We start from the raw sequence: 13,162 nt of genomic DNA on the forward strand, positions 1-13,162 counted from the left end.
TCGAACGCAACCCCAAGGTCGGCCAAAGCGCGTGTCCAACGCCGGATTCCCCGCCCCCCGCGACCTACGTTGTGGAGGTGGAGCAGCACAGGACACGTCCCCCGCAGCGTCGGCAGCCCCCGCAGGCCGCGCCCGCCCCGCCCGCGCCGGGTGGTTCCGCCGTGTACCGGGTACGGGTGCGGAGCGTGCCGCCCGTCGTCCTCGCGTTGCGGCGGTTCCCCAACCCCCGGCTCACCGGGATCGGGGCCGGGCTGTTCGCCTCGCTCACCATGTTCGTGCTCGCCTGCGTCGACCGGCTGCTGTTCGACAGCTCGGAGCTCGTCTACGGGCTGCTCTTCCTGCCCGTCAGCGCGCTCACCGCCCTCTGGGTCCGGCCCGCCGACCTGGTCACCGCGCCGATCAGCGTGCCGATCGCCTTCGCCGTCGGGGTCTTCCCGATCTCCGGAGGGTCCGAGGGCTTCGGCGGGCAGGTCATGGGCCTCGTCACCGCCCTCGCCGTGCACGCCGGCTGGCTGTACGGCGGAACCCTCGTCGCGGGCGTCATCGCCACCGTACGCAAGGTGCGGCTGATGCGGGCCCGGCGGCGGTACGTCCTGGCTCAGGGGCGCGGCCCCGCGGGTGAGCGCCCGGCCCGGGCCGCCGCCTCCGCCTCGGCTGCGAAGCCCGTGCGGGCCGGGGCCGGCACGGCGGCCGGGGCCCGTCGTCCTCAGCGGCCCTGACGTCCGAGGGTCCGCCACGCGAGCCCGGTCCGCCCGTGGGGCTGGCCTGCCCTGCGGGTCCCGCTCAGTCCTGGTCCGGCCGGACAGCCCCGACGGCCTCTCGCCCCGGGCCCGGTCCGCCTCCTCGGGCCCGGTCTGCCCCCTCGGCCCCGCTCAGCCCTTGCCTGCCGCCGAGCCCGCCGCCGCCATCGCCGCCCCCACGATGCCCGCGTTGTTCTGCAACTGCGCCGGGACCAGCTCGGCCCGGACCTTCTCGATCAGGGGCAGGAACTTCTCCGCCTTGCGGCTCACGCCGCCGCCGATGATGAACAGCTCCGGCGAGAACAGCATCTCCACGTGCAGCAGATACTTCTGGACCCGGTGCGCCCAGTGCTGCCAGCTGAGGTCCTCGTCCTCCTTGGCCTTCGTGGAGGCGTGCTTCTCCGCATCGTGGCCGTGCAGTTCCAGATGGCCCAGCTCGGTGTTGGGGACGAGCTTGCCGTCGGTGAAGACCGCGCTGCCGATGCCCGTACCGAACGTCAGCAGGATGACCGTGCCCGTACGGCCCTTGCCCGCGCCGAAGGTCATCTCGGCCACCCCGGCCGCGTCCGCGTCGTTCAGGATGGTGACGGGCTGACCGATCCGCTCGCCCAGCAGGGTGCGGGCGTCCGTGTCGATCCAGCCCTTGTCGACATTGGCGGCGGTGCGGGTGATGCCGTCCGTGACGACCCCGGGGAAGGTGATGCCGACAGGGCCCGACCAGTCGAAATGGCCGACCACCTCCGCCACACCGTCGGCCACGCCCTTGGGCGTGGCCGGATGCGGTGTCAGCACTTTGTGGCGCTCCCGCGCCAGGTCTCCGCGGTCCAGGTCCACGGGAGCGCCCTTGATCCCGGATCCGCCGATGTCCACGCCGAAGATCTCCATGGAACCCACGGTACGGGCAGGCCGGGCCCCTTGCCCGGCTACTCGGCGGAAAGGGCGGCGGCCTCGGCACGCAGGTCGCGGCGGAGCTCCTTGGGCAGGGAGAAGGTGATCGACTCGTCGGCCGTCTTCACCGTCTCCACGTCCGCGTAACCCCGCTCCGCCAGCCATTCCAGGACGCCGTCGACCAGGACGTCGGGGACGGACGCGCCCGAGGTCAGGCCGACCGTGGTCACGCCCTCCAGCCACGCCTCGTCGATCTCGCTCGCGAAGTCGACCAGGTACGCGGCGTCGGCTCCGGCGTCGAGGGCGACCTCGACCATGCGGATGGAGTTCGAGGAGTTCTTGGAGCCGACCACGATGACCAGCTCGGCGTCCTCGGCCAGCTTCTTCACCGCGATCTGGCGGTTCTGCGTGGCGTAGCAGATGTCGTCGCTGGGCGGCGAGAGCAGGTTCGGGAACTTCGACTTGAGGGCCCCGACCGTCTCCATCGTCTCGTCGACGGAGAGCGTGGTCTGGGAGAGCCAGACGACCTTCGACTCGTCGCGGACCTCGACGTTCGCCACGTCCTCGGGGCCGTCGACCAGCTGGATGTGGTCGGGGGCCTCGCCGGAGGTGCCGATGACCTCCTCGTGGCCCTCGTGGCCGATCAGGAGGATGTCGTAGTCCTCCTTGGCGTACCGGACGGCTTCCTTGTGGACCTTGGTGACCAACGGGCAGGTGGCGTCGATGGTGGCGAGCTTGCGCTCGGCGGCCTCCGCGTGGACGGTGGGCGCGACGCCGTGCGCGGAGAACATCACGATGGAGCCCTCGGGCACCTCCGCGGTGACGTCCACGAAGATCGCACCCTTCTTCTCCAGGGTCTGCACGACGTACTTGTTGTGCACGATCTCGTGGCGGACGTAGATCGGGGCCCCGTACTGCTCCAGGGCCTTCTCGACGGCGATCACGGCACGGTCCACGCCCGCGCAGTAGCCACGAGGAGCGGCGAGCAGGACACGGCGGGCAGGCGTTGCAGTCATGCGTCCCATCGTAAGGCCGTGGCGAACAGGCGCGAGGACGGTCCGATCGGGACACTGGTCGCGGTGCGCGTGTGATCAGTCGCTGATGGTGATGGAGGGGTGTGGCCTCGGTGTCGGACAGTGGTCAGGAGAGCGGTTCCGGAAGTGGTTCCGTGAGCGATGCTCAAGGCGGTTCGGGCAGCAGCGCGGAACCTGGCCGGTTGCGGCGGACTCTCGGGTTCCGGGACCTGGTCGTCTACGGGCTCCTCTTCATCGCCCCGATGGCCCCCGTCGGCGTGTTCGGCACCCTGGACGCGAAGTCCGACGGCGCGGTCGCCCTCGTCTACATCGTGGCCACCGTGGTCATGGGCTTCACCGCCTTCAGTTACGCCCAGATGGTGCGGGTCGCCCCCTTCGCCGGTTCGGTCTTCACGTATGCCCGCAAGGGGCTCGGGGAAGGGCCGGGGTTCATCGCCGGGTGGATGGCGATGCTCGACTATCTGCTGATCCCCGCCGTCGCCTACCTCTTCTCCGGGATCGCGATGAACGCCCTGGTACCGGAGGTCTCGCGGTGGGTGTGGACCGCGATCGCGGTCCTCGTGACCACCCTGCTCAACCTGTGGGGCGTACGGGCCGCCGCCCGCGCCGGCTTCGCGGTGCTGGCCATGGAGATCGTGGTGCTGCTGGTCTTCGTGGTCTCGGCCGTGGTCGTCCTCGTACGGGACGGGGCGCAGCGCGGCTGGCTGACACCGCTGACCGGGGACACCGGTTTCTCCATGGCGGCGGTGCTGGGGGCCGTGTCGATCGCCGTGCTGTCGTATCTGGGCTTCGACGCCATCGCCTCGTTCGCCGAGGAGGTGACCGGCGGTTCGCAGAAGGTGGCGCGGGCGGTGCTGTTCTGTCTGGTGCTGGCCGGTGCGCTGTTCGTCGCACAGACGTACCTGGCGGCGTTGCTGGAGCCGGTGAGCTCGGCGGAGCTGGCGGCGGACCCGGCGGCGCAGGGGTCCGCGTTCTACGACGCGGTGGACGCCTCGGTCGGGACCTGGCTGCACGACCTGGTGGCGGTCAGCAAGGCGATCGGCGCCGCGTTCGCCGCACTGGCGGGGCAGGCCGCCGCCGGCCGGCTCGTCTTCGCGATGGCCCGGGAGCGGCGGCTGCCGCGCCTCCTGGCGAAGGTCGACCCGAAGTCGGGCGTACCGCGCCTGGCGATCCTCGGCGCGGGCATCGTCACGCTGGTCGCCGCCGTGTGGGCGGCCCGGCGGGACGACGGCCTGGACCATCTGGTCTCGGTGGTGGACATCGGCGCGCTGACGGCGTTCGTCCTGCTGCACGCGTCGGTGGTCGGCTGGTTCGTCGTACGCCGGATGGCGGGGCCGCCGGTGTGGTGGCGGCACGTCCTCTTCCCGGTGGTCGGTGCGGGGGCGCTGGTCGCGGTCATCGTGGAGGCGACGGCCTCCGCCCAGGTGGTGGGCCTCTGCTGGCTCGGGGTGGGGCTCGTGGTGCTGGCAGTGCAGGGGACGGGGCGGCAGAGCGGGGCCGAGGGGCCCGGTGGGGCTGGTGGGCCCGGTGGGGCTGGTGGGCCCGGTGGAGCTGGTGGGTCTGGTGGGTCTGGTGGGTCTGGTGGACCCAGTGGAGCTCGTGGGTCTGGTGCGGCTGGTGGGCCTGGTGGATCCGGCAGGTCCGCGTGAGCCACGTGGACCGCCCGCGTGAGCCACGTGGACCGGCCGCGTGAGCGACCCGCCGTCCGGGCCGGGCTCCCCGCGGGCCGTGGCCTCCGCGCGGGGCCGGTGTCCTGTCGGTGGGTGCCGATACGCTCGCCCGTATGGCTCTCAACACGTCCGCGGAAGCGCCGCTGCCCGTCGGCGAGGTGTCCCGGCTCATCGGGGGGTGGATCGACCGGCTCGGCGCCATCTGGGTGGAGGGGCAGATCACCCAGCTGTCGCGGCGGCCGGGGGCCGGGGTCGTCTTTCTGACGCTGCGCGATCCGTCGCACGACATCTCGGTGAGCGTCACCTGTTTCCGGCAGGTCTTCGACCGGATCGCCGATGTGGTGACGGAGGGGGCGCGCGTCGTCGTCCTCGCCAAGCCCGAGTGGTACGCGCCCCGGGGGCAGCTGTCGCTGCGGGCCACCGACATACGGCCGGTCGGCATCGGTGAGCTGCTCGTGCGGCTGGAGCAGCTGAAGAAGTCGCTCGCCGCCGAGGGGCTCTTCGCGCTGGACCGGAAGAAGTCGCTCCCCTTCCTCCCCCAGCTCATCGGGCTCGTCTGCGGGCGGGCCTCCGCCGCCGAGCGGGACGTCCTGGAGAACGCCCGCCGCCGCTGGCCCGCCGTGCGCTTCGAGGTCCGCAACACCGCCGTGCAGGGCGTGAACGCGGTCGCCCAGGTGGTGCAGGCGGTCGAGGAGCTGGACGCGATGGGCGAGGTCGACGTGATCGTGGTGGCCCGGGGCGGCGGCAGCGTCGAGGATCTGCTGCCGTTCTCCGACGAGCAGTTGATCCGGGCCGTGGCCGCCTGCCGTACGCCGGTGGTCTCCGCGATCGGCCACGAGCCGGACTCCCCGCTGCTGGACCTGGTCGCCGATCTGCGCGCCTCCACGCCCACGGACGCGGCCAAGAAGGTCGTCCCGGATGTGGGTGAGGAGCTGGAGCGCGTACAGCAGTTGCGGGACCGGGCGCTGCGGACCGTACGGGGGCTGCTGGACCGCGAGGAGCGGGGGCTCGCGCATGCGCTGGGCCGCCCCGCGATGGAGCGGCCCCAGCGGCTGGTGGACGAGCGCGAGGCCGAGGTGGACGCGCTCCTCGGGCGCAGCCGCCGGGTGCTGGGCCATCTGCTGGACCGGGCCGACTCCGAGCTGGCGCACACGCTCGCCCGGGTCGTCTCGCTGTCGCCGGCCGCGACCCTGGAGCGGGGGTACGCCGTGCTCCAGCGGCCCGACGGCCATGTCGTGCGCTCCCCCGACGAGGCCGGGGCGCCCGGCGAGCCCCTGCGGGCGCGGGTGTCCGAGGGCGAGTTCACGGTGCGGGTGGAGAACGGGGGCGGGGGCGGGGGCGGATGAGTCGGCCCAGCAGCGGCCGGGGTCCGGGCCGTGCCCACGGTGACGCAACCGCTCACATTTGCCGTGCCCACGATGACGTAACAGCTCACATTTAGGGTGGATCACATGACGGACGACGGTACGGCGGCGACTGCCGCCGCCACGGGCACGCTCGGGTACGAGCAGGCGCGCGACGAGCTGATCGAGGTCGTGCGCCGACTGGAGGCGGGCGGTACGACGCTGGAGGAGTCGCTGGCCCTGTGGGAGCGGGGCGAGGAGCTGGCCAAGGTCTGCCGGCACTGGCTGGAGGGCGCCCGCGCCCGGCTGGACGCGGCCCTGGCCCGTCCGCAGAACGGTGGCGACGACGAGGGCTGAGCCCGGCCCCGGCGAACCAGCCGCATCACGCAGCGGTGTGCAATGGATCACTCACCGCCCGGTTTAGTTGAAAGTTAACCTATCTCTGGCGTACCTTCGGAGTCTCCCCACCGCGTTCGTTCGGAAGGTTTGCACCAGATGTCCCTCGTTCTCGACCCCACCGCTCAGGACCTCCTCTTCCGCGAGGCCCGCACCGCCAACACCTTCACCGACGAGCCCGTGACCGACGAGCAGGTCCAGGCGATCTACGACCTGGTGAAGTTCGGCCCGACCGCCTTCAACCAGTCGCCGCTGCGCGTCGTCCTGGTCCGCTCCGCCGAGGGCCGCGAGCGCCTGGTGCAGCACATGGCCGAGGGCAACCGCCCGAAGACCGCCACCGCCCCGCTGGTCGCGATCCTGGCCGCCGACAACGAGTTCCACGAGGAGCTTCCGGCGCTGCTCCCGCACTTCCCGCAGGCCAAGGACCTCTTCTTCTCGGAGCGCCCGGCCCGGGAGTCGGCCGCCGGCCTCAACGCCGCGCTCCAGGCCGCCTACTTCATCATCGGCGTCCGCGCCGCCGGTCTGGCCGCCGGCCCGATGACCGGCTACGACGCCGCGGGCATCCAGAAGGAGTTCCTGGACGACGACCACACCCCGCTGATGGTCGTCAACATCGGCAAGCCGGGCGAGGACGCCTGGTTCCCGCGCAGCCCGCGCCTCTCATTCGACGAGGTCGTCACCACCGTCTGAGGCGCCTAAGGCGTCTGAGGCGTCTGAAGCACGTCACCGTCTGAGGCACGTCTCACGGTCCCGACACACGCGAAGGGCCCCGGAACACCATCACCTGGTGTTCCGGGGCCCTTCGCGTACGCCGTCGGCGCGGGCCGCGCGTCAGGAAGCAGGCGTCGCGGGCGGCGGTGTCGTCTTCAGCGCCGCCGCCATCTCGACCAGGCTCTCCTTCGGCGCCGAGCCGGTCACCACCGTGGTGTGGCCCTTGCCGGGCAGGACGAGGGCGTTGTACTTCTCGCCCTCCCAGACCTGCCACTCCTTGCCCGCCACCGTCTCGGTCCGGCCGGTGTCCTTCGCCTTCTGGCTGACCTCGGGGACGTACGTACGCGCGGCGGCGGTGGACTGCTCGACCGCGACGTACCTGCGGTCCGCGTCGAGGAAGCCCAGGTGCCAGGCCTTGCCCTCGGCCTCGTCGTACCGGACGGAGGTCGCCTTCCACTTCTCCGGCAGGCCCTCCGGCGCGGCCACCGGGTAGGGGGCGGCGGTCCGCACCGTCGCCAGCTCCACGGTGAAGTCGACCGCCTTGATCGGGTCGGCGTGCTCGTCCTTCGGGATGAAGAGGTATATGACCCCCGCGCAGGCGGCGATCACCAAAGTCGACAGGAACATGTCCCGGACTGTCTGCTTGCCTCGCTTGCTTGCCACGGGTCCATGGTGGCACGCGGCCTGACACGCCCGGCCGCAGGGTGCCGCTCGCGGGAGGCGACGCCGGGGTGCTCATGCGTGACCCGCACTGCTCATTTTATCGACCTACCGATAGAGTCGCAGCACCCTCATATCCGGTCGTCGCCGTACAGAAAGGTGCGCTCCGATGTCCGAGCATCATCTGCCGTCCCAACTGGAGGTCTCCCCGGAGGCCCCCGACCGCAACCTGGCCCTGGAGTTGGTCCGGGTCACCGAGGCCGCCGCCATGGCGGCCGGGCGCTGGGTGGGCCGCGGCGACAAGATCGGCGCCGACGGCGCCGCCGTGAAGGCCATGCGGACCCTCGTCTCCACCGTCTCGATGAACGGCGTCGTCGTCATCGGCGAGGGCGAGAAGGACGAAGCTCCCATGCTGTTCAACGGCGAGCGGGTCGGCGACGGCACCGGCGCCGAGGTCGACATCGCCGTCGACCCGATCGACGGCACCACCCTCAACGCCAAGGGCATGCCGAACGCCATCGCCGTGCTGGCGGCGGCCGACCGCGGCGCGATGTTCGACCCGTCGGCCGTCTTCTACATGGACAAGCTGGTCACGGGGCCCGAGGCGGCGGACTTCGTCGACATCAACGCGCCCGTGGCGGTGAACATCCGGCGCGTCGCGCGGGCGAAGAACTCCACGCCCGAGGACGTCACCGTCGTCATCCTCGACCGGCCCCGGCACGAGGGCATCGTCAAGGAGATCCGGGAGACGGGCGCGCGGATCAAGTTCATCTCGGACGGCGATGTCGCGGGCTCGATCATGGCGGCCCGCGAGGGCACCGGCGTCGACCTGCTGATGGGCATCGGCGGAACGCCCGAGGGCATCATCTCGGCATGCGCCATAAAGTGCCTCGGCGGCGTCATCCAGGGCAAGCTCTGGCCGAAGGACGAGGCCGAGCGGCAGAAGGCGCTGGACGCGGGCCACGACCTGGACCGGGTGCTGTCCACCGACGACCTGGTCAGCGGCGACAACGTGTTCTTCGTGGCGACGGGGATCACCGACGGTGAGCTGATGCGCGGTGTGCGGTACCGCGCGGAGACGGCGACCACCGAGTCGATCGTGATGCGGTCCAAGTCCGGCACGATCCGGACGATCTCCTCCAGCCACCGGCTGTCGAAGCTGCGCGCCTACAGCGCCATCGACTTCGACCGCGCGAAGTAGCCGACGCCAGGGGCGCGCAGAGCGCACGAAGGGGGTGCCGGGAGCCGATTCGCTCCCCGCACCCCCTTCGCGTACGCCTTCAGCCCGCCGCGGCTATGCGCTCGGCCGTCGTCGTGGCCGTGAGCTCGATGTCCCGTCGTCGCCGACGGGCCAGCGCCACCCGGCGCTCGGCCGCGGTGAGCCCGCCCCACACCCCGTACGGCTCGGGCTGCACCAACGCGTGCTCCCGGCACTCAATCATGACAGGACATCCGCCGCAGACCCGCTTGGCGGCCTCTTCGCGGGCCAGCCGGGCGGCGGTGGGTTCCTTGGAGGGGGCGAAGAAGAGGCCCGCCTCGTCGCGGCGGCAGGCCGCCTCGGAATGCCAGGGGCCCGCATCGTCCTCCCGAGCGGGGGTCCGCTGGGCCGGAACGGCGGCGACCTGCAGAGGCTGATGCGGCGATTGCAGCACGGGCTACTCCTGACGACGGCTACGGCTACGGCTTCGCGAGCGAGAGTCGATGCAGCACTCCCTACCCGCTGTGCGTACGCCTATGCACTGAGTGGCACCGGCGCGCGACTCACCGCAATGCGCCCCCGCGGCATTCTGGCTGATTACCGGAGGTCGTCCGTCGTGTCGTATTCAGTGGCCCAGGTGTTTACCCAGCCGCTTCTGGAGATCCGCGACGAACTTTCCCCGCTTCGGTTTCGCCTCCACACTCCCGAACACCGCATAGCCGTTCACGACGACGACCGGGGCTTCCGGGTCCGTGGATTCGAGCGCCTTCACCTCGAAACCGCCGAACACACCGGTGCCGTTGCCGCGCAGCGAGATGTTCTCCGGGACGCGAACCTCGACGCTGCCGAAGATGGACGTCGCATTGATGACGGTGAAGCGTTGGCCGAAAAGCGCTTCGGTCAGATCGATCTCCACGGTGCCGAAGAGCGCGAAGGCGTTCGTCCGGCCGCCGATCCGCCAGCGCCCCTTGCGGACGGAGCTGCTGAAGACCGCGACGAGATTGTCCGCGGGGCCTTCCGGGGCCTCGGGGCCGTAGCTGTACGGGCGCGGGCCCGGGCTCTGCGCGGTGGAACCGGAGGACGCGGGCAGGTCCCGGACGAGCGGCTGGAGTTCGCCGACGGTCTTGGCCCGGTAGACCAGGTCCACCCGCTCGGCATGCTCGTCCGCCGTCAGGCGGCCCTCGGCCATCGCCTCCCGCAGGATGTCCGCGATCCGGTCGCGGTCGGCGTCGGAGGCGCGGATGTCGTCGGCGCCCAGGACGTCGGCGGGCGGTGGGACGGCCGGCTCGCGGGGCTGCTGGGGCTGCTTCTCTAGGTCCACCGGCCCAGCGTACCCAAACGCGATAGATCGCGACTACCCCACCGACCGGCGCGCCCAGGCCTCCCAACCGGCGTGCCCTCGCCTCCCGACCGGCGCGCCCACGCCTCCGGCCGGCGCGTCCCACCGCCCGGTCCGCGTCCAGGTGAGCCTTACCTCACAGGATCCACCCGAAGGCGGCGTTCTACCCTGGTGGACGCGCTGCCCGAGGGAGGTCAGCCGCTGTCGCCGAGTGAGGAATGGCCGTCATGGCAGAGTTTGCGTACTCCGATCTGCTCCCCCTGGGGGAGGACACCACGCCGTACCGTCTGGTGACCGCCGAGGGTGTCTCCACCTTCGAGGCCGACGGCCGTACGTTCCTCAAGGTCGAGCCGGAGGCGCTGCGCACGCTGGCCGCCGAGGCGATGCACGACATCTCGCACTACCTGCGCCCGGCCCACCTGGCGCAGCTGCGGCGGATCGTGGACGACCCGGAGGCGTCCTCCAACGACAAGTTCGTGGCGCTGGACCTCCTGAAGAACGCGAACATCGCCGCCGCGGGCGTCCTGCCGATGTGCCAGGACACCGGGACGGCGATCGTCATGGGCAAGCGCGGGCAGAACGTGCTGACCGAGGGCGGTGACGAGGAGGCCCTGTCGCACGGGATCTTCGACGCGTACACCAAGCTCAACCTGCGCTACTCGCAGATGGCCCCGCTGACCATGTGGGACGAGAAGAACACCGGCTCCAACCTGCCGGCCCAGATCGAGCTGTACGCCACCGACGGCGGCGCGTACAAGTTCCTGTTCATGGCGAAGGGCGGCGGCTCGGCCAACAAGTCGTTCCTCTACCAGGAGACGAAGGCCGTCCTGAACGAGGCCTCCATGATGAAGTTCCTGGAGGAGAAGATCCGTTCGCTGGGCACCGCGGCCTGCCCGCCGTACCACCTGGCGATCGTGGTCGGCGGCACGTCGGCGGAGTTCGCACTGAAGACCGCGAAGTACGCCTCCGCGCACTACCTCGACGAGCTGCCCGCCGAGGGCTCCCCGACCGGGCACGGCTTCCGGGACAAGGAGCTGGAGGAGAAGGTCTTCGAGCTGACGCAGAAGATCGGGATCGGCGCGCAGTTCGGCGGCAAGTACTTCTGCCACGACGTACGCGTGGTGCGCCTGCCCCGGCACGGCGCCTCGCTGCCCGTCGCGATCGCCGTGTCCTGCTCGGCGGACCGCCAGGCCACCGCGAAGATCACCGCCGAGGGCGTCTTCCTGGAGCAGCTGGAGAAGGACCCGGCGCGCTTCCTGCCCGACACCACCGACGAGCACCTCGACGAGGCCGGCGGGGACGTCGTGGAGATCGACCTCAACCGGCCGATGGACGAGGTGCTGGCCGAGCTGACGAAGTACCCGGTCAAGACCCGGCTCTCGCTGACCGGCCCGCTGGTCGTGGCCCGCGACATCGCGCACGCCAAGATCAAGGAGCGGCTGGACGCGGGCGAGGAGATGCCGCAGTACCTGAAGGACCACCCGGTGTACTACGCGGGCCCGGCGAAGACGCCCGAGGGGTACGCCTCCGGTTCCTTCGGCCCGACGACGGCCGGCCGGATGGACTCCTACGTGGAGCAGTTCCAGGCGGCGGGCGGCTCCAAGGTGATGCTCGCCAAGGGCAACCGCAGCAAACAGGTCACCGACGCCTGCGGCTCCCACGGCGGCTTCTACCTCGGCTCGATCGGCGGCCCGGCGGCCCGGCTCGCCCAGGACTGCATCAAGAAGGTCGAGGTCGTCGAGTACGAGGAGCTCGGCATGGAGGCGGTCTGGAAGATCGAGGTCGAGGACTTCCCGGCGTTCATCGTCGTCGACGACAAGGGCAACGACTTCTTCACCGAGCCCGCCCCGGCTCCGACGTTCACCAGCATTCCGGTACGGGGTCCGGGTCTGGCCTGACCCGTGGCACGTGAGTGAGAAGGGGCCCTCCCTCGCGGGTGGGCCCCTTCGCCGTCCCGCGGTGCCACTCGTCGCCTCCCCGCGTCTCTCCGCCTCCTCTTCCGCCTCTCTCCGCCTCCTCTTCCGCCTCTCTCCGCCTCCTCTTCCGCCTCTCTCCGCCTCCTCTTCCGCCTCTCTCCGCCTCCTCTTCCGCCTCTCTCCGCCTCTCAGCGCCTCTCAGTCGTCCAGCAGGCCCGATGTGGCGACCAGGTAGCCGAGTTGGGCCCGGCTGTTGCTGCCGAGCTGCTCGGAGACCTTGCGCATGTGCTCGGCGACACTGCGGCGGCTCATGCCGATCCGGCGGGCGATGGCGGCGTCCGTCTCGCCGTTGACGACGGCCTGGAGGATCGCGCGCTGGAGGTCGGAGGTGACGACGGGGGTGCGCAGCGGGGCGCGTTCGGGGCGTACGGGCACGGCGCGGGACCACGCCTCGTCGAAGTGGCGGACCAGGAAGCGGACCAGCGACGGGTGCCGGACGCGCAGGGCGGTGTGCGGTTCGTCGGAGAACGGGATGAAGGCGAGGTCCCGGTCGAAGACGATGAACCGGTCCATGACCTCGGGCAGCGTCCGGATCTCGGCCCCTTCGGCGGTCACCTGCTCGATGTAGGCGAGCGTTGTGCGGTCGGAGCGGACGGTGTGCTGGTAGAGGGTGCGCTGGCGGATGCCGCGCCGCAGGTTGTTCAGATCGCGCGGGAGGGACTGCTCCAGGACGTGGGCGGGGCGTCCGCCGCCGGGGTGCGCGGTGCGGACCTCGGCGCGGCAGCCGCTGACCCCGGCGTCCAGGGCCTTGCTGATGACGGCCTCGCCGGAGAGCCGGGTGAGGGCGGGGCGTTCGGGCCGGTGGACCTCGGCGTAGAGGCCCTCGAAGGCGGCGAGGGTGGCGCGGGCGGAGCGCAGGGTGCGGCGCTGCTCGACGATCGCCTCCTCGATCGGGGCGAGCGCGGCGAACGAGGCCGTCTCCGGCGGTACGGGGATGAGGCGGCCGGGCGAGTCCCGGTCGGCGACGAGCAGGTGCAGGGAGAGCAGACAGGAGGGGGCGGCGGCGGCCGGGAGACTGCCCTGCGTCAGCGCACGGCGATAGGTCGCGAGCGCCGCCTCGCAGGGTTGTTCCGGTATCGACCGGTCCGAGGGTGATTCACGGCAATCGCATACCGGTGAGGGGGAATGATCGTCCTTCACAAGGATGCAGATTACCTTTGTGCAATCGGGAGTCTCCCGCCCGGCTCCCGCGCTCGACGAGTATGAG

The 13,162-nt window shown here is 71.2% G+C and carries 13 protein-coding genes; 7 read left to right on the top strand and 6 right to left on the bottom strand.

What is annotated here, in order from left to right; translation table 11 throughout:
* Positions 1-161 precede the first annotated feature (161 nt).
* Positions 162-719 carry a DUF6542 domain-containing protein gene (locus tag IE140_RS02435; RefSeq protein ID WP_064750841.1) on the top strand — a complete coding sequence of 186 codons (558 nt, stop codon included), beginning with the start codon at positions 162-164 and terminating at the stop codon, positions 717-719.
* 153 nt (positions 720-872) lie between these two features.
* Here the strand turns inward: IE140_RS02435 and ppgK are convergent, their stop codons facing one another.
* On the bottom strand, positions 873-1,625 hold the full coding sequence (gene ppgK / locus IE140_RS02440; RefSeq protein WP_032763471.1) for a polyphosphate--glucose phosphotransferase: 753 nt from the start codon (positions 1,623-1,625) through the stop codon (positions 873-875).
* Positions 1,626-1,663: 38 nt separating this feature from the next.
* Positions 1,664-2,653 (bottom strand): 4-hydroxy-3-methylbut-2-enyl diphosphate reductase, encoded by a 990-nt coding sequence (locus IE140_RS02445; protein WP_176741886.1) that lies wholly within the window; start codon positions 2,651-2,653, stop codon positions 1,664-1,666.
* 191 nt (positions 2,654-2,844) lie between these two features.
* Between IE140_RS02445 and IE140_RS02450 the strand changes: the two genes are divergently transcribed.
* From IE140_RS02450 to IE140_RS02465, 4 genes are all read left to right on the top strand, one after another.
* Positions 2,845-4,311, top strand: coding sequence for an APC family permease (locus IE140_RS02450; RefSeq protein WP_373296147.1), 1,467 nt, complete (start codon positions 2,845-2,847; stop codon positions 4,309-4,311).
* 134 nt (positions 4,312-4,445) lie between these two features.
* Complete coding sequence (xseA, locus tag IE140_RS02455; RefSeq protein ID WP_189460019.1) at positions 4,446-5,678, top strand: exodeoxyribonuclease VII large subunit; 1,233 nt, start codon at positions 4,446-4,448, stop codon at positions 5,676-5,678.
* Positions 5,679-5,783: 105 nt separating this feature from the next.
* Positions 5,784-6,032 carry an exodeoxyribonuclease VII small subunit gene (locus tag IE140_RS02460; protein ID WP_032780785.1) on the top strand — a complete coding sequence of 83 codons (249 nt, stop codon included), beginning with the start codon at positions 5,784-5,786 and terminating at the stop codon, positions 6,030-6,032.
* Positions 6,033-6,170: 138 nt separating this feature from the next.
* Complete coding sequence (locus tag IE140_RS02465; protein ID WP_032780786.1) at positions 6,171-6,761, top strand: malonic semialdehyde reductase; 591 nt, start codon at positions 6,171-6,173, stop codon at positions 6,759-6,761.
* Between the two features lie 141 nt (positions 6,762-6,902).
* Here the strand turns inward: IE140_RS02465 and IE140_RS02470 are convergent, their stop codons facing one another.
* Complete coding sequence (locus IE140_RS02470; RefSeq protein WP_006127252.1) at positions 6,903-7,409, bottom strand: DUF4245 domain-containing protein; 507 nt, start codon at positions 7,407-7,409, stop codon at positions 6,903-6,905.
* A gap of 202 nt (positions 7,410-7,611) precedes the next feature.
* Between IE140_RS02470 and glpX the strand changes: the two genes are divergently transcribed.
* Positions 7,612-8,643 carry a class II fructose-bisphosphatase gene (gene glpX / locus IE140_RS02475; RefSeq protein WP_032780787.1) on the top strand — a complete coding sequence of 344 codons (1,032 nt, stop codon included), beginning with the start codon at positions 7,612-7,614 and terminating at the stop codon, positions 8,641-8,643.
* A gap of 79 nt (positions 8,644-8,722) precedes the next feature.
* On the opposite strand, the gene IE140_RS02480 is transcribed toward glpX, so the two are convergent.
* Together IE140_RS02480 and IE140_RS02485 are read right to left on the bottom strand one after the other, a co-directional pair.
* Positions 8,723-9,094, bottom strand: a complete 372-nt coding sequence (locus IE140_RS02480; RefSeq protein WP_093444928.1) for a WhiB family transcriptional regulator — start codon at positions 9,092-9,094, stop codon at positions 8,723-8,725.
* Positions 9,095-9,265: 171 nt separating this feature from the next.
* Positions 9,266-9,961: a DUF1707 SHOCT-like domain-containing protein gene (locus IE140_RS02485; protein ID WP_150197353.1), complete on the bottom strand. Its 696-nt coding sequence runs from the start codon at positions 9,959-9,961 to the stop codon at positions 9,266-9,268.
* 245 nt (positions 9,962-10,206) lie between these two features.
* On the opposite strand from IE140_RS02485, the gene IE140_RS02490 reads away from it, so the two are divergent.
* Complete coding sequence (locus tag IE140_RS02490; protein ID WP_032763481.1) at positions 10,207-11,877, top strand: fumarate hydratase; 1,671 nt, start codon at positions 10,207-10,209, stop codon at positions 11,875-11,877.
* Between the two features lie 216 nt (positions 11,878-12,093).
* Here the strand turns inward: IE140_RS02490 and IE140_RS02495 are convergent, their stop codons facing one another.
* Entirely contained in the window at positions 12,094-13,095 is a 1,002-nt protein-coding gene (locus IE140_RS02495) for a LuxR C-terminal-related transcriptional regulator (RefSeq protein WP_032763482.1), read from the bottom strand.
* Between the last annotated feature and the right edge of the window lie 67 nt (positions 13,096-13,162).

Origin of the sequence: Streptomyces parvus (genome assembly GCF_014648875.1) — a bacterium.
Classification (GTDB): Bacteria; Actinomycetota; Actinomycetes; order Streptomycetales; family Streptomycetaceae; genus Streptomyces; species Streptomyces parvus.

Excerpts from the sequence above, each read along its gene's own strand:
- ppgK (WP_032763471.1), bottom strand. The coding sequence starts at position 1,625 with ATGGAGATCTTCGGCGTGGACATCGGCGGATCCGGGATCAAGGGCGCT.
- IE140_RS02445 (WP_176741886.1), bottom strand. The coding sequence starts at position 2,653 with ATGGGACGCATGACTGCAACGCCTGCCCGCCGTGTCCTGCTCGCCGCT.
- xseA (WP_189460019.1), top strand. The coding sequence starts at position 4,446 with ATGGCTCTCAACACGTCCGCGGAAGCGCCGCTGCCCGTCGGCGAGGTG.
- IE140_RS02460 (WP_032780785.1), top strand. The coding sequence starts at position 5,784 with ATGACGGACGACGGTACGGCGGCGACTGCCGCCGCCACGGGCACGCTC.
- IE140_RS02465 (WP_032780786.1), top strand. The coding sequence starts at position 6,171 with ATGTCCCTCGTTCTCGACCCCACCGCTCAGGACCTCCTCTTCCGCGAG.
- IE140_RS02470 (WP_006127252.1), bottom strand. The coding sequence starts at position 7,409 with ATGTTCCTGTCGACTTTGGTGATCGCCGCCTGCGCGGGGGTCATATAC.
- glpX (WP_032780787.1), top strand. The coding sequence starts at position 7,612 with ATGTCCGAGCATCATCTGCCGTCCCAACTGGAGGTCTCCCCGGAGGCC.
- IE140_RS02490 (WP_032763481.1), top strand. The coding sequence starts at position 10,207 with ATGGCAGAGTTTGCGTACTCCGATCTGCTCCCCCTGGGGGAGGACACC.